The organism is Mycobacterium sp. ZZG (assembly GCF_054786995.1).
This window is the reverse complement of record NZ_JBTBFV010000042.1, coordinates 1-16,985: the sequence shown is the minus strand read 5'-3', so window position 1 is coordinate 16,985 and position 16,985 is coordinate 1. Positions and strand designations below refer to the sequence as shown.

Genomic DNA, 16,985 nt, shown 5'->3' with positions numbered 1-16,985 from the left:
CGACACCATATCGTCGGCGGCCGCGAGCCGATTCGACGCACTGACTATTGACCACCACGTTCGGAACAGTCCCGTGCCCCAGTCGTCCGCAGACAGCGAGCGGTCAGCCCCCGGGCGGGACGAGCATCGACTGCCACGGCCGCTCCCCCGACGCGCCACCGGCAAGGTTGGATTGCGTGTACACCTTCCCGTCCGGACCGACGTATTCGCCAGAGGCGGGGTCGTATTCGGCAGCCGCCACGGGCAGCGGAGGCGTCCCCGGCGGTGGAGGCGTCACCGCGACCGGAACATCCGGTGGCATGTCGGGGATCGGCTCTCCGGACAGCGTGGCGTTCGGATCGCCCTTCCAGTTGTAGCCGTCGTTGAGCGGCACGTACACCTCGTCGCTTTCACAGTCCTGCCACGTAGGGGCGCGTTTGCCCGGCACGGAGACGCACGGCAGGTTGCGGGCGCCGCGGACGTTGAACGGCGCGTCCTGCGGGACGCGGCAGTACAGGTTGCCCGCCGGCCTGTCGGGGTAGTCCTCGAAGGTCGGCACGCGACGCTGCTGCGCCGGAAGGAAGCCGGTGGTGCATGGCGGCGGCAACTGCTGGGGCGGCAACGGAATCGGCGCCGGGAAAAACGGGATCGCCAGGTTCAGGTTGAAGACCAGGGCATCACCCATGTAGTCCTGCTTGGTGTTGCGCTTGTGCACGCCGACGGCTTGGGTGACCGCGGTGCCCTGCGGCAGCAGCACCAGTAACTGCTCAAGGCTGGGCTGATAGGTGACCGCCACCTCGCCGACGCTCACCAGGTTGGCCAGCACGATCGGCAACGTCGGTTGCAGCCGGTCGAACAGCGCCCGCACCTCCTCGGCGCCGCCCGGCCCCTTCTCCAGAATCCCGGCCACGGCCGGGTCCTGGTTCTGCAGCTGCCCGGAGATGCTCGCCAGATTCGCCGCCCACGCCTGGATCGAGTCGCCGGTCTCGGTCTGAGAATCGAGCACCGGTTTGGACTGGTCGATCAGCGTGGTCAGCGACTCGAGGTTCTTGCGGGCGTCGATGGCCAGTGCGGTGCTGCCGGTGACCAACCGGCGCAGGTCCGGCCCGAGCCCGCCGACGGCGGTGTAGGCCTCGTCGACGACGGTCTGCAGGTTCTCCTGCGGTATCGCCTCAAGGCCGGTGTTGGTGGCGTTCAACACCCCGTTGATGTCCGTCGGAATCGACGTCCGGTCCATCGGGATGACGTCGCCGTCCTTGAGCACCGGCCCCTCGGCGCTTCGGGGCAGCAACTGCACGAACTGCTCACCGACCGAGGACACGCTGTGCACCTCGGCGTCGACATCGGCGGGAATCTCGACGTCGTCATTCAGCGACAGCACCGCCACGACGCCTTTATCGGTCAGCTGGACGCTCTTCACCTCGCCGACCTCGACGCCGCGATAGGCGACGTTGCCCCTCGGGTACAGGCCACCCGTTTCGGGCAGCTCCACGGTCACCCGGTACTGCCCGATGCCGAGGAACGCGGGCAACCGCATGTAGGCGAAAACCATGATCGCCAGGGCGGTCGTCGCGATGACGGCGAAGATCGCTAGCTGGATCAGGATTCGACGAGTCAGACGCATGCTATGGCCCCTGGTCCCAGCGGTACGGAGCGACCAACGGGTTGCCCGCGGTGCCGGGGCCGCCCGCGATGCACGGGTTGGGGAACTGCCCGATGGTGCGGCCCCACTGCAACTCCAGCCAGGTCAGGTCGCACTCCCACCGGCTTCCGGTGAAGAATCCGGAGTCGATCCTGCTCAATGTCAGGTCGAGGATCAACGTGAGGTTGGCGTAATCGCCGCGCATCCAGTTGGTCAGCGTCTCCTTGGGGAACGGGAACGTCGGCAGGAAGCTCAGCGCGCGGGTCAGCGCGGGGCCGGCATCGGCGAGTTCCTCCAGCACCGGGCCCAGGTCTTCGAGTTCGGCAACCAGCGCCTCCTGGGTCTGGTTGACCGAGTCGGCGGCCAGCGCGCTGAACCTCCCCAACTGGGTGAGCGCCTCGGCAAGGTTGTTGCGCTGGTCTCTGAGCACGGCCAGCGCATCGGGGATGGTCCGTAGGGCCTTGTCCACCACGGGTTTCTGCTCCGCGAGCTGTCCCACCAGGTTGTTGAGGCTCTCCGCCGCGGCGATGATGTCGTCCTTCTGGTCGTCGAGGTAACCGATGGCCTTGTCGAGCTGCTCGATCAGGCTGCGCAGGTCGTTCTCCCGACCGGTGAAGGCGGTGCTCAACGCTTCGGTGATGTCCTGGATCTCGCCGATGCCGCCGCCGTTGAGCAGCATGGCGATGGCAGCCAGCGCCTGTTCGGTGGTCGGGTAGGCCCGCGATGACGACAGCGGAATCAGCGAGCCCTCTTTCAGTCTGCCCTGCGGCGCTTCGTCGGTGGGTGGCGCCAATTCGATGTGCAGCGAACCCAGCAAGCTGGTCTGGCCGAGGGTCGCTGTCGCGTTCGCCGGCAGCTCGACGTCGCCATTGAGCTGCATCGTCACCAGCGCATGCCAGCCTTGACGTTCGATCTTTCTGACGTGGCCGACGTTGACGTCAGCGACCCGGACGCGGGAGTTCGGCTCGATGGTGTCGACCTCTGGCATCTGCGCCTGGATCTGAAACGCTCCCGGCCCCGTGCCCTCGACACCGGGCAGCGGAACGGAGTTCAGCCCGCGCCAGTCGGAACAGCCCGCCAGCAACCCGACCAGCACGGTCGCGATGGCAACCGCGCGAAATGCGCTGGCGCGCATCATGATCCTGCTCCATGCGGCACCATCAGGCCCTGCAGGCCGTCAGCCGGGTTGGGCGCGGTGGGCGGCGCCGCCTCCGCGGGCAGGAGCGGCCCCATGGCTGGTGACGGTGGCGCACCCGCCGGCGGCTCGGCGGAAACCGGTTGCGGCGGAATGTAATCGGGACGCAGCCAGTCCTCGCTGTAGGTGAGCTCATTCGGCCTGGTGGTGGCGCCGACGAAGACGTTCTGCGCGAGCGGCAGGAAGTTGTATTGGCGGTTCTTGATGATCGGCGCCATGTACTGCACGCACAGTTTCGCCGACTCCTCGGCGCCCAGGCGTGAGGCCGCCTGGATGGCGCCGCACAGGAAGGAGACCGGGTCGGCGAAGTTGTTGATCATCGGCACACTGCTGACCGCGCCCTGGGCGGGTTGCCAAATGTTGACGTAGTTCTGCAGGGTGTTGGGAGCCACGTGCAGAAACTGCTTCACGTCGGCGAGACTGTCCGTCAACGCCTGGGTCACGCCCGCGAGTTTGTCCGACGTGGTGCCCAGCGATTCGCGGTTGTCGGCAACGAATGTCTGGACCTCCCCGACGGCCCTGTCGAGGTCCCGGACCGCGTTGGCCACCTCGTCGGGATCGTCGGCGAGCAGACCGGTCACGCCGGCCAGATTCTGGTTGAGCTGACGCATCAGGTTGGTGCTGTCCTGCAGCGCGGACACCAGGGTCGCCAGGTTCTTGACCGTGGAGAAGATGTTGGTGCTGTTGTCCCCCAGCGCCGAAACGGCTTGCGACAGCTTGATGACGGTGTCCCGGATGTTGGCGCCTTCGCCGCGAAGATTGTCGGCGGTGGTGTTGATGACGGAGCCGAGCGGGCTCACGCCGCCGGGCTCGGTGGGCTGCAATGTGTCGGCCAGTGTCGCCAGCTGCTGGCGGACCTCGTCCCATTCCACCGGGACCGCGGTGCGCTCCCGCGGGATCACCGCGTCGTCCTCCATCACCGGCCCACCCGTGTAGGCGGGGGTGAGCTGGATGGTGCGCGCCGTCACCAGCGTCGGCGACAGGATCACCGCCTTCGCGTCCGCCGGCACCTTGTACTTGCTGTCGTACCAGAAGGAGATCTTGACCGACTCCGGCTGCGGCTCGATGGACTCGATCCTGCCGACGGGCACGCCGACGATACTGACATGGTCGCCTGCATAGATGCCGTTGCTGTTCTCGAAGTACGCGACGGCGTAGGTGCGGCTGATCCGATCGGTGGTGCGCAGCAGCACGACCACGCCACCGACCAGAATCACAGCCAGTGAAGCGATCAGGAGGATCCGGAGGGTGCGCGTCATCGTCCGGCCTCCGCGGATCCGAGATGAGGCGCCTCACCGGGCGCGGGTACCAGCACCGGCGCCGGGGTCGGTCCCGGAATCGACTGCTGGCCCGGTGCCGCCTCGGCGGGCGGCCCCGGCGGCGGCCCGCCGGGTGGCGGCGCCGGCAGCGGCGCGCGATAGGGGTAGCAGCCCGGGCCGGGCAACGGCAGCCCGGGCGGCCCGCACGGCTGGTCGCCGGGATTGCCGGTGATGGCGTCGGGAACCGTCAGTCGCGGCTCGCCGCCCTGCCCTGTCCGGGGGTAGGGCGAAGGCAGTGCCGGTGTGCCCGGCTGTCCGACGGGCGGATCGGTCAGTTCCGAGGGCAACAGCACAGTGGGGTCCAGCCCCAGATCGGAGAACGCGGAGTCGATGAAAGGCTGCAGGAACTGGCCCGGGAGCAGGTTGGCGACATAGGTCTTGAAGAACGGCCCGGACGCCACCGACTCGCCCAGCGACATCGAGTACTGCTGAAGCAGTTGGATGGACTTCTGCAGGCGTTCCTTGCGGTTGTCGATCATCGTCAGCACGCCGTTGAGCTTGTCCAGCGCGGGCCGCAGCGTTTCGCGGTTCTCGGCGATGAAGCCCAGCAGTTGATCGCTGAGCGCAGAGATGTTGCCGGAGATCTGATCAAGGGCGGCGCTCTGGTTCCGCAGCTCGATCAGCAGCGCGTTGCTGTTCGCGACCAGGCTCACGACCTGATTGCTGCGCTCGGCCAGCACCGTCGTGGCCTTCTCGGCGTTGCCCAGCAGGGATCGCAACTCGGCGTCGCGCTCGTTGAGGGTCTCCGAGAACCGCGCGACCCCCTGCACGGCAACGCGCAGTTGCGGCGGGGTGTCGGCGAACGTCGCCGACAGGACCCGCAGCGAATCAGACAGCTGATCGGTGTCGAGCCCGCTGATCGTCATCGCCAGATCGCCCAGCGCGTCGGGGAGTTGGTACGGCGACGTGGTGCGCTCGAGCGGGATCGGACCGTCGAGTTGACCCCCGCCCCGCGAGGTGATCTCCAGCATCTTGGAGCCCAGCAGGCCCTGGGTCTTGATCGCCGCCTCGGTGCGCTCACCGAGCCGGATGTCCCGGGCGATGGTGAACGTGACGCGCGCACTTGATCCGTCCAACTCGATGGACTTGACGTCGCCCACGGTGAATCCCGAAACCTGCACGTCTTCACCGGTTTTCAGGCCGCCCGCCTCGGCGAAGTAGGCCGAGTACTCCTTGCCCTGCAGAAACGGCAGCCTGTCGTAGTTCAACGACCCCAGCACGATGCCGATCGTGGCCGCCAGCCCGACGACGCCGACGACGAGTTGGTTGCGTTCACTGAAGGACTTCATCGCGGCGCGCACCTCCCGGTGGACTGGCCGGCGACCTTGACGTACACCGGCTGCCCGCCCTTACCGTTGAGCTTCAGCACGATGTCGCACAGGTAGAAGCTGAAGAAGTCACCGTAGATGCCTTGGCGCGCCAGCGCTTGATACGCGTCCGGGAGCGTGTTGAGGAAGTTGTCGAAGTACTCGTGATCGGCCACCACGATCGCCGCGGAGCGGTCGGTCTCCCGAACCGTCTTGGCCAGCGGCGGACGAGCCTGTGTGAGCAGGTCCGCGACGGTGGCGGCCGCGGCGTTCGTATACGCCAGGCCGTTGCTCAGGTCCTCTTTGCGATCCCGCAGCGTCTGCACCAGGTCGGCGAGCGCGTCGATCGCCTTGGCGAACTGGTCGTTCTGATCACCGAGCGAGCCCAGCACGACGTTGAGGTTGGTGATCACCTGGCCGATCAGCTGGTCCCGGTCGGCCAGCGTGCTCGTCAGGGTCGCAGTCTGCGCCAGGAACGAGTTGATCGTCCCGCCCTGTCCCTGCAGGGCCGAGATCAGCTGACCCGACAGTGCGTTCACCTGCTCGGGATCCAGCGCCCGGAACAGAGGCCGGAATCCACCGATCAGCGCGTCGAGGTCCAGCGCCGGCGCGGTGCGGGCCATCGGAATCGTCTCTCCGGGTTCGAGAGTCGTCGTCGCGCCGGCCCCCTCCTGCAGCGCCAGATAGCGCCCACCGATCAGGTCGTCGTACCGGATGACGGCCCTGCTGCCCTCGGTCAGCACCACCGACTGATCCGCGGTGAACTCGACCAACGCCGTCGTGTCCGGCTGAATGGCGACCTTTTTGACCTTGCCCACCTCGACGCCGGCGATGCGGACGAAGTCCCCGTTCTCCAGCCCGGTCACATTGGCGAACGCAGCCTTGTAGGTGTGGGTCTTCTCCCCGAAACGCATCTGACCGAACACCGCGAACAATCCGAAAACACCGATCAGGCACACAGTCAGGAACGCGCCGAGACGCACGGCGTCGTGGCGCACCCTGGTTGTCAAGCCCGGCATGGCGGTGTACCTCTCCTCGCTCTTGCGACGGCGGTCATGGTTTCGGAGCCGCCTCGCGCGGCAACGGCACGGGTGGTCGGGGCGTCGGCTGCATCTGCGCCGGGTGGTGCACGATGAACGGCTCGGAGCCGGGCCTCGGTCCGGGGTCCCGCGGCGCCATCGGGGGCGGTGCCGGTGGCAGTCCCGGCCACAGCGGGGTGCCGTCCGGTGCGTACAGGTCCGCGCCATAGGCGGGCGCGCCCGGATACGGAACCGGACCGATCGCGGGTCCGCCGAAGAGGTTGCGGATGCTCGGCGGTTCCGGCACCGCCCGGGTGACAGGCAGGTAGTTGGCCCAGGCCGGGAAACCGATGCCCGGATTGGGCCGCCAGTCGATCCCGGTGCCGAATCCGGTGTTGGTGACCAGGTTTCGCACGGGCCAGTTCTTGGCGACGTCGGGCAGCGAACCGCAGCTCGGTTTGCCGCCCGGCCCGCCCTTGGCGCCGATGATCGGCAGGTTGTCCGGGTAGTGGTACGGGTCATCGCCGAGCGTCAGCCCGACGTCGAGCACCAACGTTCGTCCGTTGCCGCCCGGCGCCTCGTAGCCGCCGGTGTCGAGCAGGGTCTTCGCCCCCGTCAGCAGGCAGGTGTAGGACGGGCTGTACTTGTGCAGCAGGTTCGTGGTCGGCTCGAGCACGTTGACGGCCTTGATGAGGTTGGCCTGGTTGGGCGCCAGCAAGCTGATGCCGCTGTTGGAGAGTCCCGTGGTGGCCAGCAGCAGAGCATCCAGCTGGGTGGCGCGGGCGGTGATGGTCGTGCTGGTGGTGCTGAGCGCATCCAGGGTGGTCAGGATGTCCTGCGCGGCAGCGCTGTACGTGTCGTTGAAATCTCGTAGCGCCCGCCAGTCGGCGGCGATCGTGTCGCTGCGCGGATTCAGCTGGAGCAGGACCTGATTCGCGTCGGTGGTGGCCTGGCCGATTCGCTCGCCCTGCCCACGGACACCGTCGGCCAGCGCTGACAGGGTGCTGTTGAGCTTGGCCACGTCGATGCGCTCGATGATGTCGACGATGTTCTGGAACACCGTGTTGGCTTCGACGGTGACATTGCGGGACTCGATCACCTGCCCGGCTTGCAGCTGTCCCTGGGGATTCTCCGGATAGACCAGGTCGACGAACTTGGCACCGAAGACCGTGGTCGCCCGGATCTGACCTTCGACGTTGGCCGGGATGAACGCGATCTTGTCCTTGTCGATCTCCAACGTCAGCGCCACCGGTTGGCTGCCGCCCTGGATGGCAGAGACCCGCCCGACCTGGACACCGCGCAGCTTGACCTTGGAGTTGGTCTCCATCACCAGGCCCGCACGTTCAGAGGTCAAGGTCACCGTTTCGTGCGGCTTGAACGTGCCGAAGAACAACGAGTACGTCAGCCACAGGGCGACCGCGAGCAGGACGAGCAGGATCAGCGTGTACCACGCCGGATGCAGGCCCTCGTCGTGTTGGTCCATGTCAGCCCGCCAGATTGAAGTTGCCGGACTGGCCGTAGACGGCGAGCGAGAGGAGCACCAGCACGGACGCCGAGACGATCAGCGAGGTGCGCACCGCCCGCCCGACGGCCTCCCCGACGCCTGCCGGCCCGCCGCGCGCGGTGTAGCCGTAATAGGTGTGCACGAGCATGATGATCACCGACAACACGATGCACTGCCCGAACGACCACATCAGGTCGGTGGGGTTGAGGAACGTCTTGAAGTAGTGGTCGTAGACGCCCGTCGACTGACCGTAGATCACGGTCGTACCGAACCGCGCCGCCCAGAACGCCATCAGCACACCCACGCAGTACAACGGGATCACCACGAGGAAGCCGGCGACCACCCTGGTCGAGGCGAGGAACGCGATGGACCGGATGCCCATCACCTCGAGCGCGTCGATCTCCTCGTTGATCCGCATGGCGCCGAGTTGTGCGGTGGCGCCGGCGCCGATGGTGGCCGACAACGCGATCGCGGTGGTGGCCGGTGCGATCAGCCGAACGTTGAAGTAGGCCGACACGAAGCCGGTCAGCGCCTCGACGCCGAGTTCGGAGAAGTCGCTGTAGCCCTGCACCGCCACCAGCGCGCCGGTGGTGACCGTCAGGAAGCCGACGATCGCGACCGTCCCGCCGATGACGATGAGCGCCCCCGCCCCGAGCCCCATCTGGGCGACGATCCGGATCAACTCGACGCTGTAGTGGCTGAAGACGTAGCCGACGGAGCGCAATGTGCGGCCGTAGAACTTCGTCTGCACCCCGATGTCGATCCAGGGATCGGCGACGGAGCGGAACCGGCCTTTCAGCCACGGGAACTGGGAATGGGGCCGAGCGACTGTCATAGCGTGATCTTGATCGCTACGGCCGTCGCGACGATGTTGATCGCGAACAGCGCCATGAAGGTGAACACCACGGTCTCGTTCACCGCGTTGCCGACCCCAGCCGGGCCGCCACGCACGGAAATCCCTTTGTAGCAGGCGATCAGACCGGCGGAGAGCCCGAACAACGCGGCCTTCATCAACGCGATCACCACATCGGCGGTACCGATGATCAGCGTCAGGCCCGCCGCGAACGCGCCCGGCGACACGTGCTGGATGTACACGACGAAGAAGTAGGCCCCCGACAGGCCGACGAGGATCACGGTCGCCGACAGCGCCAGCGACACGACCATGGCGGCCAGGACCCGGGGAACCACAAGGGCCTGAATGGGATTGATGCCCATCACCCGCAGTGCGTCGAGTTCCTCGCGGATGGTGCGGGCGCCCAGATCGGCACACATCGCGGTGGCCCCCGCGCCGGCGACCACCAACACGGTCACGATCGGCCCGATCTGGCGGACGGTGCCGAGCGCAGCTCCGGTCCCGGAGAAGTCCGCGGCGCCGAGCTCGGTCAGCAGGATCGTTGTGATGAAGGTGAGCAGCACGGTGTAGGGAATCGTCAGCAGCAGCGTCGGCACAATCGACACCCGAGCGACGAACCATGCCTGGGAGATGAACTCACGCCACGCGAACGGCGGCTGGAACAGCGCCACGAAGGTGTCCAGCGCCATCGAGAAGAAGCCGCCGAAAGCGCGCACGGGCTTGGCGATCACGTCAGAAGCGACCATCTATCGCGCCCCTCCCCGTGTGCACCTCAGCCATCGGTCCTCCGACAACCGGCCTGGCCCCGATTCGGGTGGGGCTGAGGTTACACAGCCGAGGACGCGCAGAACCGTATATCAAGAAATTCTGAGCTGGCAATACGAACGCCGTCGGGCGAGCTGAGACCAACTGGATACGTCGTGACTAGATACTCCGGACGGCGCCTTCGAGTTCGGCGATCACGATCCTGCGCATGCCCAGCATCGCCTTGGTCGCCGCCGCCGCCCGCGCGGGATCCGGATCGCCGATCAATTCACTGAGCCGGTCCGGCACGATCTGCCAGCTCAGCCCGTAGCGGTCCTTGAGCCAACCGCACTGCGATTCCTGGCCACCGTCGACCAGCCGGTCCCAGTAGTGATCGACCTCGTCCTGGTCACGGCAGGCGACGGTGAACGACACGGCCTCGGTGAACGGGAACTGCGGCCCGCCGTTGATGGCGATGAAGCGCTGACCGTCGAGCGTGAACGTCGCCGTCACCACCTCGCCGGGATTCCCGGGGCCGGCGTCGGTGTAGCGCGCGACGCACTCGACGGCGGAGTTCGGGAAGATCGCGGTGTAGAACGCGACCGCCTCCTCCAGGTTGTCGTCGAACCACAGCGACGGCGTGATGGCGGGCATGGCAGCTCCTTCGGTCGAACAGTGTCCTGCCCGTTCCGACTCGGCGACGCCCCGCCACTCATCGGCGGGCGCCGCGGTTCACCGTGGGCCGGTGGCTCCGACCGCCCGCAGCGCGAAATCCAGCACCGTCTCCTGGGCCTGCTTGCGGATCTGCGGATCGTCGCTGTTTTGGTTGCCGAGCACCCTGCTGACCACCGCATTGATCGCGACGGCATCGATCTCGGGTTCGGTAAGCGGGAAAGAGCCGTCATGCCGGCCACGGCGCAGGATCTCCGACAGCGACCGCTCACGGTCGGCGTGAAAGCGCTCCCTCAGCTCGCGGTAGCCTCTGGCCGCTCGGACCTCCTCGGAGTCGATGACGGTCAGCTGCAGTCGCTGCTGCGGGTCCACCACGAGGTCGAACACGGCGGCGATCCACGCCGCGAGCTGGTCGGTCGGTGTGCCGACCGCGGCGTCGGCGACCGCGTCCACCGCAGCGACGACCGCCTCGCACTCCTGCTGCAGCAACGCCAGGAAGAGGTCGTCCTTCGACAGAAAATGCCGGTAGAACGCCCGGCTGGACACTCCGGCCCCACGCAGGATCGCCGACACCGGAACAGGTCCGGAGTGCGGTTCTGCCAGGCAGTGGTATGCGGCGGTGATGATGCGCCGTCGATCGTCATCATGATGACCCCCCATTGTCACAACCGTAAATATTACTGTCAGCAGGGTTGACCCGGCCCCGGGACGGCAACCACCCGCCCGCGCAGTAGCGTGATCGCGGGGACCAGCCGAGAGGACGCCCGTGAGCACCACCTGCAACGAACCAAGGACCGTCACCTTCCGCGGCGCCGAAGACCTGACACTTGTGGCCGACGAGTGGAACAAGCCGGCGGGGACCGCCGGGTTCGACTCCGCGCGCCCCTCGGTGCTGATGCTGCACGGCGGTGGGCAGAACCGGTTCTCCTGGAAGAAGACCGGAAAGATCCTGGCCGGTGAGGGTTTGCACGTGGTCGCGCTCGACAGCCGCGGCCACGGTGACAGCGACCGCTCCCCCGACGCGAACTACACCGTCGAGTCGCTGTGTGCCGACACCTGCGCGGTGCTCGACCAGATCGGGCGGCCGACCGTGCTCATCGGCGCCAGCATGGGCGGCCTGACCGGGATTCTGACGGCCCGGCAGGCCCGTGCCGGGCGCGTGGCGCGGTTGATCCTCGTCGATGTGGTGCCGCGCTACGAGAAGGAAGGCAGCGCCCGCATCCGCGATTTCATGTTCAGTCACGTTCACGGCTTCGACTCACTGGAGCAGGCCGCCGACGCGGTGGCCGCGTATCTGCCGCACCGGACGAAACCCCGCAGCCCCGAAGGGCTCAGGAAGAATCTGCGGCGCCACAACGGCCGGTGGTACTGGCATTGGGATCCGGCGTTTCTGACCAAGCCGAACGAGGACCCGTTCGTGCGGGTCGAGCTGCTCGAGCAGGCGGCGATCGAGTTAACGATCCCGATCCTGCTGGTGCGCGGGAAACTGTCCGATGTGGTGAGCGAGGAAGCGGTGCACGACTTCCTGGCGAAGGTCCCGGGTGCCGAGTTCGTCGAGCTCTCCGGTGCCGGACACACCGCGGCCGGGGACGACAACGACGCGTTCTCGGACGTCGTCACCGAGTTCGTGTTGCGATGAGCGCTCGCGCGAAGAGCAGAGTGGCCCGATGAGCGCTCGCGCGAAGAGCGGAGTGGCCCGATGAGCGCTCGGGGCTTCAACTTTCTGGAGCAGCCTGAGCTGCCCGCCCCGCAGGTGAGTGAGGCCCAGGCAGCCGACATCCTGTCCACGCACTACGGCATCACCGCGCGTGTGGAGTCGCTGGGCAGCCAACAGGACAAGAATTTCACCGTCCACGCCGACGACAGTCAGATCGTGGGCGTCCTCAAGATCGCCAATCCGGCGTTCACAGCCGAGGAACTGGCCGCACAGGACGAAGCCGCGCAGCTGATCGCGGAGGCCGAACCGGCGCTGCGGGTGTCGGTTCCGTTGGAGAACAAGGCCGGGCAGAAGTGCACGGCCGTCGAGGATTTGGCAGACGGCACCGCGTATGTGCGGCTGCTGCGCTACCTGCCGGGCGGGACGTTGCTACAGTCCGGGTACCTGAGCCCGGAGGCGGTCGCCGGTCTCGGCGACGTCGCCGGGCGCGTGAGCCGGGCCCTGGCGCAGTTCACCCATCCCGGACTGGACCGGATCCTGCAGTGGGACCTGCGATTCGGCATGGATGTGGTGGAGACGCTGAGCTCGCATGTCGCCGACGCGCCGCTGCGGGACCGGCTGCTGGCAGCGGCGCGGGAGGCGTGGGCGCGAATCACCCCGCTCGATGAGAAGCTGCCGCGCCAGGCCGCCCACATCGACCTGACCGACGCGAACGTGGTGGTGTCCCGCGAGGGCGCCCGTGTGCGCCCCGACGGAGTCATCGACTTCGGCGACCTGTCCCACACCTGGGCGGTCTCCGAGCTCGCCATCACCGCCTCGTCGGTACTGGGACATGTTGGTGCCCAAGTTGTTTCTGTACTCCCGGCGATCAGGGCCTTCCACGCCGTACGTCCGCTGTCGGCGGCCGAGGCCGACGCGCTCTGGCCGCTGATCGTGTTGCGGACCGCGGTGCTGATCGTGAGCGGAGCACAGCAGGCAGCGCTCGACCCGGACAACGACTACATCACCGCGCAGTCCGACGGCGAGCGTCGCATGTTCGAGGTGGCCACCTCCGTCCCGGTCGACGTGATGACCGCGCAGATCAAGGCCGACCTGGGATTGGCCGAGACGCGTCCCCCGGTGGCGGTCCAGGCGCAGCTCATCGGCGTGGACCGGTCGGCGGCCGTGAGCCTCGACCTGTCAACGACGTCGGATCTGTACGACGACGCGTTCGACTCGGCTGGATCGCTCCGACCCGGCACGGACGAGGACGCCGCACAGGCCGCCCTGGACCGGGGCGCCGCGGTTGTGGTGACCCGCTTCGGCGAGGCGATGCTGTGCCGGGCGCCGAGACTGAGCCAGGACAGCCCGGAGGTGGTGGCCACCGGCGTCAGCGTGTGGACTGCCGCCGACACGCCGATCGCAGCACCGTGGGACGGCGAGGCGCTGCACGACAGCACCGGATCGATCACGTTGCGCGGCAAGGATTTCGAGGTGACACTGGTCGGCGTGACTCCTGGGCCCACCGGGGCCGTCACCGCCGGGGAGCTCGTGGGCACCTCGCGTGCGCGCGACCGGTTCGAGGTCAGTGTGCGCCCGGCCGGTGCACCGGCGGCCCCTGCGTTCGTGCGCGCCGAGCTCGCTGCGGGGTGGCTGGCCCACTCCCGGGATCCGCGACCGCTACTCGGCCTCGCACCCCTGCCAGGCCGCGCCGCCGCGGACCTGCTGTCCCGCAGGGACGCGAGTTTCGCTCCGGTTCAAGAGTTCTACTACCGCACACCGCCGCAGATCGAGCGGGGCCGTCGGCACTATTTGATGTCTACCGCCGGCCGTAGTTATCTCGACATGGTCAACAACGTGACCGTCCTGGGCCACGCACATCCGCGGATCGCAGATGCCGCCACCCGCCAGTTGCGCAAGCTGAACACGAATTCACGGTTCAACTACGAGGCTGTTGTCGAGTTCAGTGAGCGGCTGGCCGCGCTGCTGCCCGACCCGCTGGACACGGTGTTCCTGGTCAATTCGGGTTCGGAGGCCAGCGATCTCGCGATCAGGCTGGCGACGGCAGCGACGGGCCGTCGCGACGTGGTCGCGGTCCGCGAGGCCTATCACGGCTGGACATTCGGCACCGACGCGGTGTCGACGTCTACCGCTGACAACCCGAATGCGCTTGCGACCCGGCCGGATTGGGTGCACACCGTGGAATCGCCGAACAGCTTCCGCGGCAAGTTCCGCGGCACTGAGGCTTTCCGCTACACCGACGAGGCGGTGGCTCAGATCGAAGACCTCATCGCATCGGGGCGCGCGCCGGCGGCGTTCATCTGCGAGAGCGTATACGGCAACGCCGGCGGCATGGCGCTGCCGGACGGTTACCTGCAGCAGGTGTACGCCGCGGTGCGGGCCGGTGGCGGGCTGGCGATCTCCGACGAGGTGCAGGTCGGCTACGGCCGGCTGGGCAACTGGTTCTGGGGCTTCGAACAACAGGACGCAGTGCCCGACATCGTTGCGGTGGCCAAGGCGACCGGCAACGGGTATCCGCTCGGCGCGGTGATCACCAGTCGCGCTGTCGCCGACGCGTTCTCCAGCCAGGGCTACTTCTTCTCGTCGACGGGCGGCAGTCCGCTGTCGTGCGCGATCGGTCTGACCGTCTTGAACGTGTTGCGCGACGAGGGTTTACAGGACAACGCCCGCCGCGTCGGCGAACACCTCAAAGCCCGGCTGGAGGCGCTGCGCGATCGTCACCCGATCGTCGGCACCGTGCATGGGTTCGGGCTGTACCTAGGCGTCGAGATGATCCGGGATGAGCAGTCGCTGGCGCCGGCGACCGAGGAGACCGCAGCGATCTGCGACCGGATGCTCGATCTCGGCGTGGTGATTCAGCCCACCGGGGACCACCAGAACATCCTCAAGACCAAGCCGCCGCTCTGCATCGACGTCGAAGCCGCCGACTTCTACGTCGACACCCTGGATCGGGTGCTGACCGAGGGCTGGTAGCACCCACCGGCAATGGCGCCGAAGCCGGCCCGATGAGCATCAGAGTTGAGCCTCAGAATTTTCTTTGGTCACTGTGGTTTCGTGTGTCACTTGCGTTGTGCGCGGGCGGGTTTGTTGTCGGACCCTCGAACTAATGTTCGATATATGGAGTTGGTGTCCGAGGCGGTGGAGGCGATCGTCGAGCAGATCGCCGTGCTGTCCAAAGCCGCCGACGAGCTCTCCCACCGCGAGCTGATTGGCCTGCTGACCGAGTTGACCAGGGTGCTGCGGTCGGTCCCGGCACTGGAGCACAAGGTGCTGGCGCGGCTGACAGACGAAACCGAACCGTCCCGGGTGGGCGCGGCGAGCTGGAAAGAGATGCTGACCACGACCCTGCGGGTCAGTGGTGCTGAGGCGGCGCGCCGGCTCGCCCGCGCCAAGACGTTGGGGCCGCGCCGAGCCATGACCGGACAACCGTTGCCGCCGCTGTGGGAGGCCACCGCCGCCGCCCAGGCTCGAGGGTTGCTCGATGAGGAGCATGTCGCGGTGATCGCGAAGTTCCACCGTAAGCTGCCGTCCTGGGTTGACGTCGGCACCCGCGCCGAGGCCGACCGGCACCTGGCGTGGGCCGGGGCGGGATTGGATCCGGAGAACCTGACCGAAGCCGCGCGGGTGCTGTTGACGATGATCGACCAGGACGGCGCCGAACCCTCCGACAAGGAGTTGGCCGAAAAGTGTGGCATCACGATCAGCAAGCAGCGTCCCGACGGCACGGCCAAGATCTCCGGGGTGCTCAGCCCCGAAGCGCTGGCGATCTGGCAGGCGATCTTCGCCAAAGAAGCCGCCCCAGGCGCCAATCTCCCCGACGACCCCGCGGCAGGTAACAACCCGCCACCCGCCGAGCAGGCATCAGGCGGAGATACCGGGGCGGCGCCGGGCGCTGATCGGCACGCTGAGCCCGACCGCGATGACGGTGGGCGCGATACCCGCACCCAGGCCCAACGCAACCATGATGCGTTGCTGGCCGTGGGACGCAGGCTGCTCGAATCCGGCCAACTGGGCAGCCACAACGGCCTCCCGGTGACGGTGATCGTCTCGACCAGCTTGCAGGAGCTGGAAAAGGGGGCCGGGGTGGCGGTCACCGGCGGCGGATCATTGCTACCGATGCCCGACCTGATCCGGATGGCCGCCCAGGCCCACCACTACCTGTACGTCTTTGACGAGCACACCGGTCAAAGCCTGTATCTGGGTCGGGCCAAACGGTTCGCCAACGCCGCCCAGCGGCTGGTCCTGCATGCCCGCGACCGGGGCTGCACCCGGCCCGGCTGCACCGTTCCCGGCTCGTGGGCCCAGGTCCACCACGCCGTCACCGGCTGGAAAGACGACGGACAGACCAACATCGACGATCTGACCTTCGCCTGCGGACCGCACAACCGCATGATCGAGAACACCGGCTGGACCACCACCAAAAACGCCAAGAACCAGACCGAATGGCACCCACCACCCGAACTCGAGGCCGGCCAACACCGCATCAACGGCTACCACCACCCCGAACGCTACCTACTCCCCGAAAACGACCAAGGCCCGTAACGCCGCCGCATGAGAGGGGTTGCTTTATGCGCCGTCGCTGGGTTTCATCACACGATGACACGCACCCCCAACGACCTGGTGACCGAGTTCTGCGCCAAGTGGGCCGACCCCGATCCCGAGGAATTGGCCGCCTACTTCACCGAAGACGGTGTCTACCACAATATCCCGATGGATCCGGCGGTCGGGCGCGATGCCATCAAGACGTTCATCGCCGAGTTCACCGGCATGGTGGACGGCATCGATTTCCAGGTGCACCGTCAGGTCTGTTCGGGCGGACTGGTGTTGAACGAACGAATCGACGTGATGCGCTTCAAGGACGGCCGGGAACTGCCGCTGCCGGTGGCCGGCGTGTTCGAGATCGTCGGCGGCCGGATCGCGTCCTGGCGCGACTATTTCGACATGGCGACGGTGACCTCCGCCTGGAGCTAGGAGTCTGCTGAATTAATCCGGCGTGGTGGCGGGGTTTGTGGCTGGGTTCTCGAGATGATTAATGGATGCAGGGGCATTCTGAGGATCAGCGTGAGCTGTTGGATGCGGAGTCGGTTGCCGGGC

14 protein-coding genes are annotated in these 16,985 nt (G+C 67.2%); 4 read left to right on the top strand and 10 right to left on the bottom strand.

Features of this window, described 5'->3' with window-relative positions; translation table 11 throughout:
* Positions 1-103: 103 nt before the first annotated feature.
* The 10 genes from ACXMYJ_RS20620 to ACXMYJ_RS20575 form a co-directional block, all read right to left on the bottom strand.
* Positions 104-1,603 (bottom strand): MCE family protein, encoded by a 1,500-nt coding sequence (locus ACXMYJ_RS20620; RefSeq protein ID WP_260754837.1) that lies wholly within the window; start codon positions 1,601-1,603, stop codon positions 104-106.
* Between the two features lies 1 nt (position 1,604).
* Positions 1,605-2,759: a virulence factor Mce family protein gene (locus ACXMYJ_RS20615; protein ID WP_396884625.1), complete on the bottom strand. Its 1,155-nt coding sequence runs from the start codon at positions 2,757-2,759 to the stop codon at positions 1,605-1,607.
* Entirely contained in the window at positions 2,756-4,075 is a 1,320-nt protein-coding gene (locus ACXMYJ_RS20610; RefSeq protein ID WP_260754838.1) for an MCE family protein, read from the bottom strand. Before ACXMYJ_RS20610 ends, ACXMYJ_RS20615 begins: the two co-directional genes overlap by 4 nt.
* The gene (locus tag ACXMYJ_RS20605; RefSeq protein WP_443188638.1) at positions 4,072-5,424 is read right to left on the bottom strand and encodes an MCE family protein; all 1,353 of its coding nucleotides are present in this window, start codon (positions 5,422-5,424) and stop codon (positions 4,072-4,074) included. Before ACXMYJ_RS20605 ends, ACXMYJ_RS20610 begins: the two co-directional genes overlap by 4 nt.
* Positions 5,421-6,461, bottom strand: coding sequence for a virulence factor Mce family protein (locus ACXMYJ_RS20600; RefSeq protein WP_396884627.1), 1,041 nt, complete (start codon positions 6,459-6,461; stop codon positions 5,421-5,423). The genes ACXMYJ_RS20605 and ACXMYJ_RS20600 overlap by 4 nt, the downstream gene beginning before the upstream one ends.
* A 34-nt stretch (positions 6,462-6,495) precedes the next feature.
* Positions 6,496-7,944: an MCE family protein gene (locus ACXMYJ_RS20595; RefSeq protein ID WP_260754840.1), complete on the bottom strand. Its 1,449-nt coding sequence runs from the start codon at positions 7,942-7,944 to the stop codon at positions 6,496-6,498.
* Between the two features lies 1 nt (position 7,945).
* Positions 7,946-8,800, bottom strand: a complete 855-nt coding sequence (locus ACXMYJ_RS20590) for an ABC transporter permease (protein ID WP_260754841.1) — start codon at positions 8,798-8,800, stop codon at positions 7,946-7,948.
* Positions 8,797-9,564, bottom strand: a complete 768-nt coding sequence (locus ACXMYJ_RS20585; RefSeq protein ID WP_460358706.1) for an MlaE family ABC transporter permease — start codon at positions 9,562-9,564, stop codon at positions 8,797-8,799. The genes ACXMYJ_RS20590 and ACXMYJ_RS20585 overlap by 4 nt, the downstream gene beginning before the upstream one ends.
* A 178-nt stretch (positions 9,565-9,742) precedes the next feature.
* On the bottom strand, positions 9,743-10,216 hold the full coding sequence (locus ACXMYJ_RS20580) for a VOC family protein (RefSeq protein WP_443188636.1): 474 nt from the start codon (positions 10,214-10,216) through the stop codon (positions 9,743-9,745).
* Positions 10,217-10,294: 78 nt separating this feature from the next.
* Positions 10,295-10,894: a TetR/AcrR family transcriptional regulator gene (locus ACXMYJ_RS20575; protein WP_460358705.1), complete on the bottom strand. Its 600-nt coding sequence runs from the start codon at positions 10,892-10,894 to the stop codon at positions 10,295-10,297.
* Between the two features lie 106 nt (positions 10,895-11,000).
* Here ACXMYJ_RS20575 and ACXMYJ_RS20570 point away from each other — a divergent pair, with 106 nt between their 5' ends.
* The 4 genes from ACXMYJ_RS20570 (at position 11,001) to ACXMYJ_RS20555 (ending at position 16,862) form a co-directional block, all read left to right on the top strand.
* Positions 11,001-11,873, top strand: a complete 873-nt coding sequence (locus tag ACXMYJ_RS20570; protein ID WP_460358704.1) for an alpha/beta fold hydrolase — start codon at positions 11,001-11,003, stop codon at positions 11,871-11,873.
* A gap of 60 nt (positions 11,874-11,933) precedes the next feature.
* Positions 11,934-14,864, top strand: a complete 2,931-nt coding sequence (locus ACXMYJ_RS20565; protein WP_460358703.1) for an aminotransferase — start codon at positions 11,934-11,936, stop codon at positions 14,862-14,864.
* Positions 14,865-15,008: 144 nt separating this feature from the next.
* Entirely contained in the window at positions 15,009-16,433 is a 1,425-nt protein-coding gene (locus tag ACXMYJ_RS20560) for an HNH endonuclease signature motif containing protein (RefSeq protein WP_443188634.1), read from the top strand.
* A 54-nt stretch (positions 16,434-16,487) separates the two neighbouring features.
* Positions 16,488-16,862, top strand: a complete 375-nt coding sequence (locus ACXMYJ_RS20555) for a limonene-1,2-epoxide hydrolase family protein (protein WP_460358702.1) — start codon at positions 16,488-16,490, stop codon at positions 16,860-16,862.
* Positions 16,863-16,985: the final 123 nt, after the last annotated feature.